This is a genomic window from Psychroflexus gondwanensis ACAM 44 (assembly GCF_000355905.1).
Classification (GTDB): domain Bacteria; phylum Bacteroidota; class Bacteroidia; order Flavobacteriales; family Flavobacteriaceae; genus Psychroflexus; species Psychroflexus gondwanensis.
Genome location: NZ_APLF01000003.1, coordinates 176,963 through 193,424 on the forward strand (window position 1 = coordinate 176,963; position 16,462 = coordinate 193,424).

General features: G+C 38.1%; 11 protein-coding genes, 1 tRNA gene and 3 rRNA genes. 5 read left to right on the plus strand and 10 right to left on the minus strand.

The window, feature by feature from the left end:
• Positions 1–5: 5 nt before the first annotated feature.
• A complete protein-coding gene (locus tag PGOND44_RS02990; RefSeq protein WP_003436491.1) occupies positions 6–1,271 on the minus strand; it encodes a DUF819 family protein in 1,266 nt (421 codons plus the stop codon).
• A 49-nt stretch (positions 1,272–1,320) separates the two neighbouring features.
• Positions 1,321–2,127, minus strand: a complete 807-nt coding sequence (locus PGOND44_RS02995) for a Cof-type HAD-IIB family hydrolase (protein WP_003436493.1) — start codon at positions 2,125–2,127, stop codon at positions 1,321–1,323.
• A 160-nt stretch (positions 2,128–2,287) separates the two neighbouring features.
• Here PGOND44_RS02995 and PGOND44_RS03000 point away from each other — a divergent pair, with 160 nt between their 5' ends.
• The gene (locus PGOND44_RS03000) at positions 2,288–3,055 is read left to right on the plus strand and encodes a S1/P1 nuclease (protein ID WP_003436495.1); all 768 of its coding nucleotides are present in this window, start codon (positions 2,288–2,290) and stop codon (positions 3,053–3,055) included.
• Here PGOND44_RS03000 and PGOND44_RS03005 read toward each other — a convergent pair.
• Positions 3,052–3,330: a TIGR03643 family protein gene (locus PGOND44_RS03005; protein ID WP_003436497.1), complete on the minus strand. Its 279-nt coding sequence runs from the start codon at positions 3,328–3,330 to the stop codon at positions 3,052–3,054. The two genes, PGOND44_RS03000 and PGOND44_RS03005, sit on opposite strands and share 4 nt — an antisense overlap.
• Positions 3,331–3,332: 2 nt before the next feature.
• Complete coding sequence (locus tag PGOND44_RS03010) at positions 3,333–3,680, minus strand: DoxX family protein (protein WP_003436498.1); 348 nt, start codon at positions 3,678–3,680, stop codon at positions 3,333–3,335.
• Positions 3,681–4,319: 639 nt separating this feature from the next.
• On the opposite strand from PGOND44_RS03010, the gene PGOND44_RS03015 reads away from it, so the two are divergent.
• From PGOND44_RS03015 to rrf, 4 genes are all read left to right on the plus strand, one after another.
• Positions 4,320–5,843: ribosomal RNA gene (locus PGOND44_RS03015) — 16S ribosomal RNA — on the plus strand.
• Between the two features lie 121 nt (positions 5,844–5,964).
• Positions 5,965–6,038, plus strand: a tRNA-Ile gene (locus PGOND44_RS03020).
• Between the two features lie 350 nt (positions 6,039–6,388).
• Positions 6,389–9,236, plus strand: a 23S ribosomal RNA gene (locus tag PGOND44_RS03025).
• Between the two features lie 143 nt (positions 9,237–9,379).
• Positions 9,380–9,488, plus strand: a 5S ribosomal RNA gene (gene rrf, locus PGOND44_RS03030).
• The 16S, 23S and 5S rRNA genes sit together here with 1 tRNA gene alongside, the layout of an rRNA operon.
• Before the next feature lie 134 nt (positions 9,489–9,622).
• Here the strand turns inward: rrf and PGOND44_RS03035 are convergent.
• The 6 genes from PGOND44_RS03035 to PGOND44_RS03060 form a co-directional block, all read right to left on the minus strand.
• Positions 9,623–11,653, minus strand: a complete 2,031-nt coding sequence (locus PGOND44_RS03035; RefSeq protein WP_003436499.1) for a M3 family metallopeptidase — start codon at positions 11,651–11,653, stop codon at positions 9,623–9,625.
• Between the two features lie 21 nt (positions 11,654–11,674).
• Complete coding sequence (locus tag PGOND44_RS03040) at positions 11,675–12,733, minus strand: nucleoid-associated protein (RefSeq protein WP_003436500.1); 1,059 nt, start codon at positions 12,731–12,733, stop codon at positions 11,675–11,677.
• Between the two features lie 44 nt (positions 12,734–12,777).
• The gene (locus PGOND44_RS03045; RefSeq protein ID WP_003436501.1) at positions 12,778–13,290 is read right to left on the minus strand and encodes an IS1096 element passenger TnpR family protein; all 513 of its coding nucleotides are present in this window, start codon (positions 13,288–13,290) and stop codon (positions 12,778–12,780) included.
• Positions 13,291–13,295: 5 nt separating this feature from the next.
• On the minus strand, positions 13,296–14,324 hold the full coding sequence (locus PGOND44_RS03050; RefSeq protein ID WP_003436502.1) for a COX15/CtaA family protein: 1,029 nt from the start codon (positions 14,322–14,324) through the stop codon (positions 13,296–13,298).
• Between the two features lie 92 nt (positions 14,325–14,416).
• The gene (locus PGOND44_RS03055; protein WP_003436503.1) at positions 14,417–15,841 is read right to left on the minus strand and encodes a CCA tRNA nucleotidyltransferase; all 1,425 of its coding nucleotides are present in this window, start codon (positions 15,839–15,841) and stop codon (positions 14,417–14,419) included.
• 1 nt (position 15,842) lies between these two features.
• Complete coding sequence (locus tag PGOND44_RS03060) at positions 15,843–16,403, minus strand: L-threonylcarbamoyladenylate synthase (RefSeq protein WP_003436504.1); 561 nt, start codon at positions 16,401–16,403, stop codon at positions 15,843–15,845.
• Between the last annotated feature and the right edge of the window lie 59 nt (positions 16,404–16,462).

A 16,462-nucleotide genomic window follows, 5' to 3' on the forward strand; every position in this document is an offset into this window, starting at 1 on the left:
TATATTTAAAGATTAGATGAAATTTCCATTAAGATCGTACAGCCTATAGCTGCGTAAGTTCCTACAACATACCCAAATACAGCGAGAAGAACCCCAACACTGGTTAACGAAGGATGAAATGCAGAGGCGACTATGGGAGCAGATGCTGCACCCCCAACATTAGCTTGACTCCCAACGGCTAAGAAAAAGTAGGGCGCTTTAATGAGTTTGGCCACTAAGATGAGTAAGCCTGCATGAATAGACATCCACACAATACCTATCAAAATAAGCCCTGGATTTTCAAAAACGGTAGTTAAGTCCATTTTCATACCAATAGTTGCGACTAAGAAATAGATAAAGACACTACCGAGTTTACTAGCGCCAGCACCTTCGTAAGATTTAGCTTTTGTAAATGATAAGCCAACTCCAAAAGCGGTGGCAATGGTAATCATCCAAAAAAATGTTGAGGTAAAAGAAGCTAGGGCAGATGTTTTGTCATTAAATATTTCAAAATTAGATATTAGAAACTCAGAGATATATTCAGAAGCCCAATGTGAGAAACCTACAGCGGTAAATGCAATGCCCAGCATTATCATATAATCCTTAAGCTCAGGTTTTCTAGAGACGCTTTTTGTGTAAGAAGACACTTTCTTTTTTAAGTCCTCAATGGCGCTATTATCAGCATTGAGCCATTTATCGATTTTATCAGACTTTCCTATTCCTAAGAGTATGATAGCAAGCCACAGATTTGCGACAACAATATCAACCAAAACCATACCTCCGTACTTTGCAGGATTATATTTAAAAATTTCGAGCATTGCTGCTTGGTTAGCTCCACCTCCAATCCAGCTTCCTGCAAGAGTAGACAAACCTCTCCAAACTGCGTCTGGACCAGCCCCTCCAACGGTTTCTGGAGAAAACAGGGAAATCAATAAAATGGCAATTGGCCCTCCTATAACAATCCCTACCGTACCGGTAAGAAACATAATCAATGCTTTATATCCTAGATTTTTGATGGCTTTTAAGTCAATGCTCAAGGTCATTAATACCAAGGAAGCTGGAAGAAAATAACGGCTGGCTACGAAATATAAATTAGATGACGAATCACTTATAATTCCTAAAGAATTAAAAATGGCTGGAAGAAGATAGCACATCAACAATGCTGGAACCACTTTATAAAACTTACTCCAAAATCCACTTTTTAAATTTGAACTGTAGAATATAAAACCGATGCAGAGCATGAGTACTCCAAGAACAACAGCGTCGTTAGTAAATAGTGGTGTTTTATCCATCTTAAAATTTTAAGGGGTAAAAGTAAAAATTATTAACAACTGTACGACTTTATTGCGTTTTAAAATAATGAGATAAAAATTCTGCAACTCCATCCTTTTTAGCATCCCCAATGATCTTATTGGCGACTGCTTTAACTTCTTCCTTAGCATTTCCAACAGCAAGGCCGAGCCCAGAAGCCTTTAGCATCTCAATATCATTGTAATTATCGCCGAAACTCATGACTTGAGAGAATTCAAATTTGTATTCAGAGGAAATCAAATATTCAATAGCAGAGCGTTTTGAGATTTGTTTAGGAGCTATTTCTATATAGGTGTCCTTGGATCGGTAGAGGTGTAAGTCGTTAGAAAATTTACCGGATAACAAAGTGTAGAAATCATTCACCAACGAAGGGTCTCCCATACACATGATTTTATGAGCACCAGCCTGTTTGGGTTCCCAGAGATCGAGAACTTCTTTATTGTTCTTGATTTCAGGATTGACTTTAGTATTATTGATTTCCCTATTTGTCCATTGGTCTTGCCTAGGCGCATACCATTTATCTTCTTGGTATAAACTTAAATGTAAGTTGTCTTTATTTAGTTCGATGATTTTTTCAACCAGCTCAAAAGATAGAGTTGAGCTTTGTCTTACTTCATTATCAACCAATATTAATCCACCATTATAGGCGACTAAAGGCAAGTTCTCAATGCCCAGGTCTTTTTGTAAATGCCTCATCGCGGCGGGCATTCTAGAGGAAATAAGAATGATAGGTAGCTTATGCTTTATGTTATGAAATTCAACCTTTGTTTTGTTGGAAACCTCTCGTTCAGTATTCAACAAGGTCCCATCTATGTCGCTACATATAAGTTTTATCATCGTCTTTTAGGTTGAATTTATTACTGCCCAAATTAAAGAGTTTAGAATGTAAATCTCTAATATTTACCTATTAATTATGTATCAGCTTTAGTAAAAGATTTATCTGAAAATTTAATACTCACTTAAAACTATTACATATATATTTGAAAAAAAAAGGAAAATGAAAATTATACTTGTTTTATTAATTTTATCACAATCGGTATTAGCTTCTAATGATTGGGGACAAAATGGTCACCGATCTGTTGGAGAAACCGCAGAACAGTACCTTAAATCTAAAGTTAAAGATAAAATTGATCGAATTTTAAACGGACAGTCCCTTGCAGATGCTTCGACCTACGCCGATGAAATTAAAAGCGACGATGACTACGATAAGTATAAACCTTGGCACTACGCTAATATTCCTTTCGATAAAACGTATGCCGAAGCTGAAAAGAATCCAGAAGGAGATATCGTTTTTGGAATTCAAGAGTGTATAGAGAAACTTAAGGGAGACACTCTAAGTCCAAAAGAGGAGCAATTTTATTTGAAGATGCTTATTCATTTAGTCGGCGATATGCACCAACCATTGCATTTTGGCCTTAAAGAAGATCGGGGAGCAAATGATTTTAAAGTAAAATGGTTTAACCAACCTAGTAATATGCATAGGGTTTGGGATACTCAAATGATTGAAAGTTATAATATGAGCTACAGCGAATTAGCGGCTAATTTACCTAAACTGGATAGGGCAGTAGTAAAAACTATTAAATCTGGAACTTTGTTAGATTGGGTTGAAGAAAATAGGGAATTGACACGAGAAGTTTACAATTCTGCATCAGCAAACGAAAATCTAAGCTATAGATATATGTACCAATGGTTTGATGTACTCAAGATGCAGATTAATAAAGCGGGAATAAGATTAGCAGTGATACTGAATGATATCTATGCTTAACGCTTCGAGATTTTGTTGTGAGTAATTTGCTTTTGTCTTGAAGATTTAAACTTTTTCATAGAATCTTTACTAAGCTTTCTATGTTTTGTAGATCTTCCTTGAACTCTTTTTCTCCACATTCTAAAGCTTGAAGGCTTCATTTCCTTTTGCATAATCTTAATGACGTCAGCCTCAGTTACTCCAAACTGAAACTCGATAGCCTCAAATGGAGTTCTGTCCTCCCAAGCCATTTCAATAATTCTATCTAGTTCTCTTTCTGTAAATTCTTTATCCATGATTATATGTATAAGTATGCCCACCAAATTAATATAAATTGAAGTGGAATTCTAACTATTAATATCCATTTTGGGACTTTCATGGCATATTTTTCACCTCTAAGCATATTAAAATGAACGCTTAAAAAGACTACCAGTATTAAAATGATACCTATAGCCGCCAAACTTCTTGTATATTCAAAAAATAATCCAATGCCCAATAAGATTTCAAAGGCCCCTGAAAGATAGACAAGAAAGGTTCTTGCTTTAAAAAACTTAGGCATGACTTTTAAATAAACTTTTGGCTTTATAAAATGCATAGTTCCTGCAAAACTATACATAACTCCCATTAAAATTAAATCCCAATTCATGTCAGCAAAGTATAATTATTATTGAGTTTTACAAGAGTCTTTGATTTATTTAGGTGTTTTTTCACATTTTGAAATTTTATTTTTCGCTAACAGTTCAATTCTCAGCCCCTTACTCTTTTTATAATTTTTTCTTTAAAGAAACTGCTTTATTTATTTGGTTAGAAGGGAAAAAAGGTTGTAGTTTTGCACCCCGCTAATTGAGGTATTGAGAGGGTCACACAGGGAGGGATGGAGAGTTATTAAATTGAGTTGTAGTACTTGTGAGATTGGGATATAAGTTTTAGTTTTGTTCCCCTTTATTTTGGTTATGGACGTTCATTAAAATAAGATTTAATTTTTTTCGTAAAACCACTTGTTAGATTAAAAATAAGTATTAGTTTTGCATTCGCTTAGAGAAGCACACGAGTTTAAGGCCTTTGATACGGTTTAAACGACAAGATAAATTCCATTTCTTTCCTTTGGGAAGATGTCCTTCAGGACAGATGGGCTAAGTTCATTGACATATTGAATTGACAGCACAAATAAGAGATTATTTGTAGAATTAGAAACATTAAGATTATACTTTAAGATTAGAGTTGATTCCTGAGAATAAGATGTAAGAGTCGAATTTGAGAAAAGCGTTAAGATATATAAGATTTAACGATGAAGAGTTTGATCCTGGCTCAGGATGAACGCTAGCGGCAGGCCTAACACATGCAAGTCGAGGGGTAACATTGGTGCTTGCATCAGATGACGACCGGCGCACGGGTGCGTAACGCGTATACAATCTACCTATTACTAAGAGATAGCCCAGAGAAATTTGGATTAATATTTTATGGTATTATCGATTGGCATCAATTGATAATTAAAGGTTACGGTAATAGATGAGTATGCGTCCTATTAGCTTGATGGTAAGGTAACGGCTTACCATGGCAACGATAGGTAGGGGTCCTGAGAGGGAGATCCCCCACACTGGTACTGAGACACGGACCAGACTCCTACGGGAGGCAGCAGTGAGGAATATTGGACAATGGGAGCAATCCTGATCCAGCCATGCCGCGTGCAGGAAGACTGCCCTATGGGTTGTAAACTGCTTTTATACGGGAAGAAAAAGGTTCACGTGTGAACTGTTGACGGTACCGTAAGAATAAGGACCGGCTAACTCCGTGCCAGCAGCCGCGGTAATACGGAGGGTCCAAGCGTTATCCGGAATCATTGGGTTTAAAGGGTCCGTAGGCGGGACAATCAGTCAGTGGTGAAAGTTTGCGGCTCAACCGTAAAATTGCCATTGATACTGTTGTTCTTGAGTGCTTGTGAAGTGGTTAGAATGAGTAGTGTAGCGGTGAAATGCATAGATATTACTCAGAATACCGATTGCGAAGGCAGATCACTAACAATTCACTGACGCTGATGGACGAAAGCGTAGGTAGCGAACAGGATTAGATACCCTGGTAGTCTACGCCGTAAACGATGGTTACTAGCTGTTCGGACTAATTGCGGTCTGAGTGGCTAAGCGAAAGTGATAAGTAACCCACCTGGGGAGTACGTTCGCAAGAATGAAACTCAAAGGAATTGACGGGGGCCCGCACAAGCGGTGGAGCATGTGGTTTAATTCGATGATACGCGAGGAACCTTACCAGGGCTTAAATGCAGTTTGACAGGGGTGGAAACATCTTTTTCTTCGGACAAATTGCAAGGTGCTGCATGGTTGTCGTCAGCTCGTGCCGTGAGGTGTCAGGTTAAGTCCTATAACGAGCGCAACCCCTTTGTTTAGTTACCAGCATGTAGTGATGGGGACTCTAGACATACTGCCAGTGTAAACTGTGAGGAAGGTGGGGATGACGTCAAATCATCACGGCCCTTACGTCCTGGGCTACACACGTGCTACAATGGTAGGGACAGAGAGCAGCCACTGGGTGACCAGGAGCGAATCTACAAACCCTATCACAGTTCGGATCGCAGTCTGCAACTCGACTGCGTGAAGCTGGAATCGCTAGTAATCGCATATCAGCCATGATGCGGTGAATACGTTCCCGGGCCTTGTACACACCGCCCGTCAAGCCATGGAAGCTGGGGGTACCTGAAGTCGGTCGCCGCAAGGAGCCGCCTAGGGTAAAACTAGTAACTGGGGCTAAGTCGTAACAAGGTAGCCGTACCGGAAGGTGCGGCTGGAATACCTCCTTTTTTAGAGTATTGCATCTGATAAGATGTAATAGACGTTTTTTTAAAGGGAATCAAAAGACTTTAGTAGTAAAGTAGGTTTTGATGTTTCTAGTTGTCAATTTAATAATATTATAAGGTCTACAGTCTCATAGCTCAGCTGGTTAGAGCGCTACACTGATAATGTAGAGGTCGGCAGTTCGAGTCTGCCTGAGACTACTTAAGTCGAAGGAAGACGAGAAGTTTATCCTGAGTAGTTTTTTTAAAGAAAAAACGTATCGAAGGAAGCCTGCCTGAGACTACTTTTTAGTCGTATTGGTAAATTGCAAAAACAGGAATTAGCTATGAAGACAACAGACATTACCTTATAATATAAAACAAGTAATATCTAATTGGTTTTAGATATTATAACGATTTCTAAGGACTTACTTTAAGGGTAAGTGTTTTAGAGGTAAACGTTCATTGACATATTGAAGATATATAAGAATACGAGAGTAAGAGAATTTTTACTTCTTTTAATTAAGGAGTAGGAGTACTTTAGAGTAAAATAAATAAATAATTATCGAATAGATAAGCTTATTAAGGGCGTATGGGGGATGCCTAGGCTCTCAGAGGCGACGAAGGACGTGACAAGCTGCGAAAAGCTGCGGGGATTAGCACATATGAATTGATCCGCAGATATCCGAATGGGGCAACCCACTATACTGAAGGTATAGTATTCCGCAAGGAAAGCGAACCCGGTGAACTGAAACATCTAATTAGCCGGAGGAAGAGAAAACAATAGTGATTTTGCTAGTAGCGGCGAGCGAACGTGAAACAGCCCAAACCAGTACTGTTACGGCAGTACTGGGGTTGTAGGACTACAATATCGTGATTAATAATGAACCCGAATACTTTGGAAAGAGTTCCCATAGAAGGTGACAGGCCTGTAGGGGTAAGATATTAATGATGTAGTAGTATCCTGAGTAGTGCGGGGCACGAGAAACCTTGCATGAATCAGCCGGGACCATCCGGTAAGGCTAAATACTACTGAGAGACCGATAGTGAACCAGTACCGTGAGGGAAAGGTGAAAAGAACCTTGAATAAAGGAGTGAAATAGACCCTGAAACCATACGCTTACAAGCGGTCGGAGCCCCGATAACTATCGGGGTGACGGCGTGCCTTTTGCATAATGAGCCTACGAGTTACCACCGTTAGCAAGGATAAATAATTCAGTTATGGATCCGTAGCGAAAGCGAGTCTGAATAGGGCGATTAAGTTAGCTGTGGTAGACGCGAAACCGTGTGATCTACCCTTGGGCAGGTTGAAGCTGTGGTAACACATAGTGGAGGACCGAACCCGTTGACGTTGAAAAGTCTTGGGATGACCTGAGGGTAGGGGTGAAAGGCCAATCAAACTCGGAAATAGCTCGTACTCCCCGAAATGCATTTAGGTGCAGCGATTAAATAGTTTTATAGAGGTAGAGCTACTGATTGGATGCGGGGGCTTCACCGCCTACCAATTCCTGACAAACTCCGAATGCTATAAAATGTTTTTAATCAGTGAGGGCATGGGTGCTAAGGTCCATGTCCGAGAGGGAAAGAACCCAGAGCATCAGCTAAGGTCCCAAAATATATACTAAGTTGAACAAACGCGGTCAGACTGCTTAGACAGCTAGGATGTTGGCTTGGAAGCAGCCATTCATTTAAAGAGTGCGTAACAGCTCACTAGTCGAGCGGTCAGGCATGGATAATAATCGGGCATAAGTATATTACCGAAGCTATGCTTTTACAATTAATTTTGTAAGAGGTAGGGGAGCATTCTAAACAGCGCAGAAGGTGTACTGTAAGGTATGCTGGAGCGTTTAGAAAAGAAAATGTAGGCATAAGTAACGATAATGCGGGCGAGAAACCCGCACACCGAAAGACCAAGGATTCCTCAGCTATGCTAATCAGCTGAGGGTTAGTCGGGGCCTAAGGCGAACCCGAAAGGGGTAGTCGATGGACAAGCAGTTAATATTCTGCTACCTGCTTTAAATTAAACGAGACGGAGAAGGAAATCTAGTGCGTGCAGACGGAATTGCACGTTGAATCTACTGTAAGGTAGAGATAGTACACCAAAGCTACGGTGGCGGTGATAATCTAGAGGCCGTTCTTCCAAGAAAATCAATTAAAGCAGCCCGTACCGTAAACCGACACAGGTAGTTGGGATGAGAAATCTAAGGTGCTCGAGAGATTCATGGCTAAGGAACTAGGCAAAATGGGCCCGTAACTTCGGGAGAAGGGTCGCCCCCACTTTTGAGTGGGGGCCGCAGTGAAGAGGTCCAGGCGACTGTTTATCAAAAACACAGGGCTCTGCTAAATCGAGAGATGCAGTATAGGGCCTGACACCTGCCCGGTGCTGGAAGGTTAAGAGGAGATGTTATCTTCGGAGAAGCATTGAATTGAAGCCCCAGTAAACGGCGGCCGTAACTATAACGGTCCTAAGGTAGCGAAATTCCTTGTCGGGTAAGTTCCGACCTGCACGAATGGTGCAACGATCTGGACACTGTCTCAGCCATGACCTCGGTGAAATTGTAGTATCGGTGAAGATGCCGATTACCCGCTGTGGGACGAAAAGACCCCGTGAACCTTTACTATAGCTTAGTATTGACTTTGGATAAGTGATGTGTAGGATAGGTGGGAGACATTGAAGCGGCCTCGCTAGGGGCAGTGGAGTCATTGTTGAAATACCACCCTTTACTTGTTTGAAGCCTAACCCCAACTTTTGTTGGGGGACATTACTTGGTGGGTAGTTTGACTGGGGTGGTCGCCTCCAAAAGAGTAACGGAGGCTTCTAAAGGTTCCCTCAGCACGCTTGGTAACCGTGCGTAGAGTGCAATGGCATAAGGGAGCTTGACTGAGAGACCTACAAGTCGATCAGGTACGAAAGTAGAGCATAGTGATCCGGTAGTTCCGCATGGAAGGGCTATCGCTCAAAGGATAAAAGGTACTCCGGGGATAACAGGCTGATCTCCCCCAAGAGCTCACATCGACGGGGGGGTTTGGCACCTCGATGTCGGCTCGTCACATCCTGGGGCTGGAGAAGGTCCCAAGGGTTGGGCTGTTCGCCCATTAAAGTGGCACGCGAGCTGGGTTCAGAACGTCGTGAGACAGTTCGGTCTCTATCTACAGTGGGCGTTAGAAATTTGCGTGGATCTGACTCTAGTACGAGAGGACCGAGTTGGACAAACCTCTGGTGTACCAGTTGTTCCGCCAGGAGCATTGCTGGGTAGCTACGTTTGGAAGGGATAAGCGCTGAAAGCATATAAGCGCGAAACCCACCACAAGATGAGATTTCTTTAAAGGATCCCCAAAGACGATGGGGTTGATAGGTCACAGGTGTAAAGGCAGTAATGTCATAGCCAAGTGATACTAATTATCCGAAGAGCTTATCTATGAGACGATTATTACTTTATTATTACCCTTGACTTTACGTCTTGTTATATATCTTTAACTATGTCACGATATTAGAATTCCCGCAACAGCTGGAACTTTACTTATAAAGATAATTGAGAACTACTCAATTACCTTTAATAGCTTAAGGTGGTTATAGCAACGGGGCTCACCTCTTCCCATTCCGAACAGAGCAGTTAAGCCCGTTAGCGCCGATGGTACTACATACTGTGGAAGAGTAGGTCGCCGCCTTCTTATACTAAACCCTTCTTTACTTAACGTAATGAAGGGTTTTTTTTGTTTGTATATGTTTGAAACAAAAAAATAACCCCTAAGCAAATTTAATTGCTTGGGGGTTATTTATTACTCTCTATAATAATTTATCGTCTCTAACTTTTAATGAGCCCTGCTCTTTTTAATAAGGCATCAGGATTTGGTTTTTTACCTCTGAATTGTTTATACAATGCCATTGGTTCAATGGTTCCTCCGAGCTGAAGAATATTTTCCTTGAATTTTTTTGCAACTTCATCATTAAATATTCCTTCTTCTTTAAAATACTCGAAAGCATCCGCATCCAATACTTCAGCCCATTTGTAGGAATAATAGCCAGAGCTATAACCTCCTTGAAAAATATGCCCAAAGGCCGTACTCATACACGTACTTTCTATATCTGGTAATAACTCAATATTTTTAAAAGCCGAATTTTCAGTGTTTTTTACACTTTCAATGGAATTAATACTGTCCAAAGCATGCCATGACAAATCTAATTTGCCAAAACTCACTTGTCTTGTCGTCTGTAATCCTTCCATGAAATTAGAGGATTCCTTTATTTTTTCAATATATTTTTTGGGAAGAATTTCATTAGTCTGGTAATGTCTCGCAAACAGTTTTAGAGCTTCACTCTCGTAACACCAATTTTCCATCAATTGACTAGGCAGCTCTACAAAATCCCAATAGACAGAAGCTCCAGATAATGAAGGGTAAGTAGTATTCGCGTTCATAGCATGCAATGCATGTCCAAACTCATGAAAAAGGGTTGTCACTTCATTAAACGTTAGTAAAGAGGGTTTAGTTTTAGTGGGTTTTGTGAAATTACAGACAATAGAAACCTGAGGTCTTTCTTCCTTTTTATTAAACTTGTACTGATCTTTATAAGTTGTCATCCAAGCACCGTCTCTCTTTCCTGCTCTAGGGTGAAAATCGGCATATAAGGTTGCTAAATATTTATTTTCTTCATTGTACACTTTATAAGTAATAACATCTTCGTGATAAGTATCTAAGTCATTTACTTGTTTAAAAGTGAGATGGTATAATTTCGATGCCACTTTAAACATCCCTTCTATAACTCTATCTAATTTAAAATAAGGTTTAAGAATTTCTTCATCTAAATCAAACTTCTTTTGTTTGAGTTTCTCGGTATAATAGGCTTTATCCCATTTTCTAAGATCCTTAATACCATCAATTTCTAATGCAAAAGCTTTAAGCTCCTCCAATTCTTTTTCAGCGGAGGGCATTGCTTTATCTAGAATATTATCTAAAAAGGTTTGGACGGTATCCACCGTTTTAGCCATACGTTCTTGAAGTACAAAATCAGCATGAGATTTATAACCGAGAAGGTTTGCTCTTTCTAGTCTTAGTTTAACTATTTTGAGAACGTTTTCTTCGTTATTATATTCATTATCCTTAAAACCTTTAGATCCAAATCCAAGAAGTAATTTTTTTCTAAGTTCCCTGTTTTCTGCAAATTTCATGACAGGAATAAATGTTGGAAAATCTAATGTAAAAATATAGCCTTCCTTTTGTTTTTCTTCGGCTAAGGCTTTTGCAGATTCTTTTATATCATCGGGAATTCCATTGAGCTCACTTTTGTCTTTAACCAGTAATTCAAAATTATTAGTTTCAGCTAAAACATTTTCACCAAAGCTTAATGAAGTCCTAGATAACTCCATATCAATTTCTCTTAGGCGTTTCTGATCATCTGTATTCAGATTTGCTCCATTTCTGGTGAAATTTTTATAGATCTTTTCAAGAAGCATACTTTGTTCTTGAGTATAATTTTGGCTAGACTTATCTTTAAAGACTGATTTTATTTTTTTGAACAGGTCCGCATTCAATAATAGATCATTACTGAATTCACTTAGAAGAGGAGAAATCTCTTGAGCAAGTTTTTGTAGCTCCGTATTTGTTTCAGCAGAATTTAAATTAAAAAAAATACTGGAAATCCTACCTAGCTTTTGACCTGAAAACTCCAAGGCTTCAATCGTATTTGAAAAAGTTGGTGTTTCCGTATTGTCAACTATAGTATTTATTTCAGTTCTAGCTTCTTTTAAACTCTCTTCGAAAGCAGGTTTGAAATGTGAGTTTTCTATTTTAGAAAATGGGGGGTAGTCGAATGTTTGTAATAAAGGATTTTGATCCATAAATACTTAATATTTTTCTAGTTAACTCTTTTCTTCTTTGTTGAAATACACTAGATAGTAGAACATCTGTCTATCCTCATCCCAACCTTTTTCTATGAATTTTTGTGCGCTGTCACCATTAACAAAGTCCATTTTTATCTGAATATTCGTATCCAAATTGATGACACTTTTAATCTTCTTACGAGCTGCGGTTACTGCTGTATTGGATATAGGAAAGTCAGATAAATCTTCAACTTTATATTTTGGTGCTTTCTCAGTTTTATAATTTTGAAATTCAGGTTCTAAAGCTGGGTTTTCAAGAACGTCACTAAGAAAATTTTGTTCATTGAAATTATCATTGGAAGCAAAATGATTCATTGCCTTATTCATAAATAGAACCTCTTGTTGCTTATCTTCAGCCGGAAGAACCACATCCTTTGCAAAATTTTCACAGAACTTCAAGTATTTTTTAGTGTAGAAATTTTCATCTTCGAAAAAGTCGACCTGCAAGAATTGTTCTAACCAGTATTTTGTATCGTATTTGTTGGAATCGACAGATAGTATTTTATAACCATTGTCTTTTTCAGTATTAAAAATGATAGCGCCTTTATCGAGTTTGTTTAAATAAACTCCTTGTTGAAGAATAGCATCTAAATTATTTTGTTTCTCTTCAAATTGAAGAAAATCATGTTTTAATTCAGATTTAAAAATCCCAACGGCCGAGACTTTCTCATTGTCGATGAGCATGTTTTCGAAGTAAACAACATAGACTTCGCCGCCTTTGATGTGTTGATGCTTTGATTCTTCAAATAATAAACGGGTTATTTTCTTAGAGATGTCATGACTTTCCGAAGGATTATTAAAAATATCGGTGACTAACCCATTAAGTTGATGAAATTCTAAGTCTGTATCATGAATAAAGTGATAGTAATTTTCTTCTTTATCCCTAAAGGATTTTAAAAAGTATTCTTTAATGAGAGGTTTCAATTCGTCAGAAAGTTCGTGAGCTTCTTCAGAAATAAATAGGGATTCATTTCTACTCTTATTGCCCACTCGATGTATAGACATACTTTCAATTTGGGCACTAAATAAATTGATCATAAATTATGTTGATTTTCTTTTGGTATTCTAGTTAAAAATAGTCTTTAATTCCAATTTTCATCAAAATCAAAATCATCAAGATTTTCAAATTCGATATCGTCGTTTTTTTCCTCCTCGTATTCATCCAATTTCTCAGCTTCAAACTGTTTGTCTGGGGGAGAATCTGGGAGTTGTCCTTGAGCAAACATTAAATTGGGATAATCCTGACCGTCCATAGGCTCTTCTATATCTGCTAGTTCTACATAAAAGGTCCACAAGCTAAAAAAGTCGTAGACGTAAATCATCTTTGTATTTTCTCTAGAAAAGACAGAATCTAGGCTGGTCTCATTCATCATTTTGATGTCGTTTTGACCATCACTCATGTCAAAAAGCAAATATTCTTCTCCTTGATTCCAGTCTTCATCGCTTTTGTAAAACGAAGACATTTCTGTACCGTCAAATCCAAAAGCTTGTGAGATAGAATTATGTAAATCTTCAAGGGTCGAATCATCTCTTATTTCAATGTCCCTAATTACGTCGTCTAAGGTATCTAATACGACTCTGTATTTATAAATCATAGGATCTAATTTTTAGAATTTGATATTAATTTGGCCTCGAAACTTTGCATTAAAATATAAAACTGAACACCAAACAACAAACAAGCAATAACCAAATGCAAAGGTTGTGATAAAAAGGGAAAATCTAGATAATACATCGCAATTCCTGTTATTATTTCTAAACCTATAAAAACCATCATCCAGTTGGTAAGTTTGAAACCTAATTTCTTTGTTTTATTTAACCACCAAATACCTGCATTCACAAGAAATAGTAGAACTGAAAACGAACGATGCGCATAAAAGACTAAGTCTGGATTCTCTAGCCATTTTGTTTTAGCATCATAGCCCAACAGATCGATTTGATCATCCACAAATTGCCTGACTTGAGTTCCCATTGCTATTTGAATTAAGCTAAGTATGGTGGCAAAAATCAACAAATTCCTGAATGTGAAGGTGCTTAATTTTGAGCTATTTTCTTTCGAAGAAAGTTTTAATATATAAATAAGTAAGGCTACAATTAAGAGAGCTACAAGCATATGAATGGTAATTCTCACCGGTGACAGCACTGAATAGACCACAGTGGCTCCAAGCCAAGCCTGAAACAATAACAATATTAAGCAGGCTATAGAAAGCAGTGTCAATTTTTTATTTCTTTTCCAAAGCCAAAATGAACTTATCGTCATTATTAATATGGCTAAACCTGCGACAGCACCAAGTAATCTATTGATGTATTCTATCCACGTATGGGCAGCATTAAACTCTGCATAACCATGTTTTTCATAAGTTTCCCAATGTAAATTTTCAAAGGCTTTAGAAGATGTAAAGGCTTCTTTAGAAATTTTTAAAGACTTATCAACTATGATGACTTGCCCTTTAAAGTAATCATGATTTGGTGCCCACTCTAATTGACTTTCTTCGGTAGGTGGAATATAATACCCAAAACATTTAGGCCAGTCTGGGCATCCCATACCGCTCCCCGTCATTCTTACAACCGCACCCGCAACAATAACGAGATAGACAATAATAATAGAGGCTTTTATTGATTTTCTAAACACAATTTAAATTTTCACAAAGATAAATCTTATCCACAAGATGCACTATGAATTATGGGTTTTAGCTTATATTTTGGCATGTTTTTCAGAAAATCTTAGGCCTGTTTAAAGCCACGCGCTTCGCCCTCTTTCAACATGTATTGAAAAGCAGCTTCATAGTCGTTTGGAATATCGCCATCCAAAATGGCTTCTTTTATTTTAGCTTTAATTTCTCCAACTTCCCGACAAGGTTCTATCTGAAAAGTTTCCATGATTTCTTTTCCTGAAACAGGGGGTTGAAAATTACGTACTTTATCACGTTCTTCAACTTCTTGTATCCTATTTCTAACGACCTTAAAGTTATTGTGATATTTTTTATAGCGATTTGGATTTTTGGTAGTGATATCCGCTTCACATAGCATCATCAAATCGTCTAGATGATCTCCTGCGTCAAAGATAAGCCGTCTTACAGCAGAGTCTGTCACATCATCATCTACTATAGCAATTGGCCTCGAACTTAGTAAAACTAGTTTCTGGACTAATTTCATTTTATCGTTAAGAGGAAGTTTAAGTCTTTTAAAGAGCTGATAAACCATTTTCGATCCTTTGAATTCATGCCCGTGAAATGTCCAGCCTATTTTCTTATGAAATCGCTTAGTTGGTGCTTTTCCAATATCATGTAGAAGTGCAGCCCATCTTAACCATACATCCTTGGTTTCGAGTGAAATATTATCAACAACCTCTAGGGTATGCCAGAAGTTATCTTTATGTTTTTGACCATCGATTTCATCAATACCCTCTAAGTGAGTCAGTTCAGGAAGAATGCGTTGAAGTAATTCTGTATCGTGAAGTAGTTTAAAACCTACTGAAGGTTTTTCTGACTCCAGTATTTTGTTAAGTTCTGTGACAATGCGCTCTTTACTTACAATATCAATCCTTTCTGCATGATCTTTAATAGCCTGAATGGATTTTTGATCAATTTTAAAATGAAGTTGACTAGCGAAGCGAATTGCTCTTATCATCCGTAGCGGATCGTCAGAAAAAGTAACTTCTGGATCTAAAGGGGTTTTGATAAGTTGAGTCTTCAAATCTTCCAAGCCTTTAAAAGGGTCTAGAAGTTTCCCAAAATCTTTCTTATTGAGTTGAAGAGCTAGCGCATTGATCGTGAAATCTCTTCGATTTTGGTCATCTGCCAAAGTACCTTGTTCAACTTCAGGATTTCTGCTATTTTCAGTATAAGATTCTTTTCTAGCACCCACAAATTCTACTTCAAGGTCAAAGATCTTAAGCATGGCAGTACCGTAGGTTTTAAAGACTTTAACGGGAGGTTTTCCAGGTAATTTTTCCGATACCTTTTTAGCTAATTCTATGCCGCTGCCTACAGCGACAACATCTATATCTTCAGCTTTGCCTCTTTTTAAAAAGAAGTCTCTCACAAAGCCACCTATCACATAGGCTTCGACATTGATGTCGTCTGCCGCTTCTGAAAGAACATTAAATATTTTATGTTTTAGGGCTTCTTGGTAATAAGAATCGGGCATATTATTTACGAATCACTTCCACTTTACCATCAAGGTCTAATTTGATGACAGTTGAAGGTTTTTTATTTTTAGTTGACTGGTACAAATTTACGACATAGTCCACGCCTTTTAAAATTTCTGGCGAAATTTCAAAAAAGTTCCCAGGAGTCGGTTGCCCACTCACGTTGGCTGATGTTGAAACAATAGGCCGTTTGTATTTGCGAATCAATTCTTTAGCAAAAATATCATCCACTACTCTTATGCCTAAAGTATCGTCTTCTGCAATAAGATTTGTGGCTATACGTATAGGGTTTTGATAAATAATAGTTGTGGGCTTATCTGCATATTTTAAAATGTCATAAGCGACTTCTGGAATATCCTCAACGTATTGGTTTAGCATTTTAAAGTCTGACACTAAACAAATTAAGGATTTATCGTTAGGTCGATTTTTTAGAGCATAAATTTTATCGATGGCCTCTGCATTTGAAGCGTCACAGCCTATTCCCCAAACGGTATCTGTAGGATAGAGAATAAGTCCTCCGCGTTTTAGGACTTGTATAGTCTCTTGTATTTCTTCTTTCATATATTCAAAAATAATTTATAACTAGAAGTCGCATGGACTTAAATTTTCAAAACTTGATA

What these genes read in the sequence shown, in the direction of transcription:
- PGOND44_RS03040 (WP_003436500.1), bottom strand. Translation starts at nt 12,733, where the DNA reads ATGATCAATTTATTTAGTGCCCAAATTGAAAGTATGTCTATACATCGA.
- PGOND44_RS03035 (WP_003436499.1), bottom strand. Translation starts at nt 11,653, where the DNA reads ATGGATCAAAATCCTTTATTACAAACATTCGACTACCCCCCATTTTCT.
- PGOND44_RS02995 (WP_003436493.1), bottom strand. Translation starts at nt 2,127, where the DNA reads ATGATAAAACTTATATGTAGCGACATAGATGGGACCTTGTTGAATACT.
- PGOND44_RS03010 (WP_003436498.1), bottom strand. Translation starts at nt 3,680, where the DNA reads ATGAATTGGGATTTAATTTTAATGGGAGTTATGTATAGTTTTGCAGGA.
- PGOND44_RS03005 (WP_003436497.1), bottom strand. Translation starts at nt 3,330, where the DNA reads ATGGATAAAGAATTTACAGAAAGAGAACTAGATAGAATTATTGAAATG.
- PGOND44_RS03000 (WP_003436495.1), top strand. Translation starts at nt 2,288, where the DNA reads ATGAAAATTATACTTGTTTTATTAATTTTATCACAATCGGTATTAGCT.
- PGOND44_RS03045 (WP_003436501.1), bottom strand. Translation starts at nt 13,290, where the DNA reads ATGATTTATAAATACAGAGTCGTATTAGATACCTTAGACGACGTAATT.
- PGOND44_RS03055 (WP_003436503.1), bottom strand. Translation starts at nt 15,841, where the DNA reads ATGCCCGATTCTTATTACCAAGAAGCCCTAAAACATAAAATATTTAAT.
- PGOND44_RS02990 (WP_003436491.1), bottom strand. Translation starts at nt 1,271, where the DNA reads ATGGATAAAACACCACTATTTACTAACGACGCTGTTGTTCTTGGAGTA.
- PGOND44_RS03060 (WP_003436504.1), bottom strand. Translation starts at nt 16,403, where the DNA reads ATGAAAGAAGAAATACAAGAGACTATACAAGTCCTAAAACGCGGAGGA.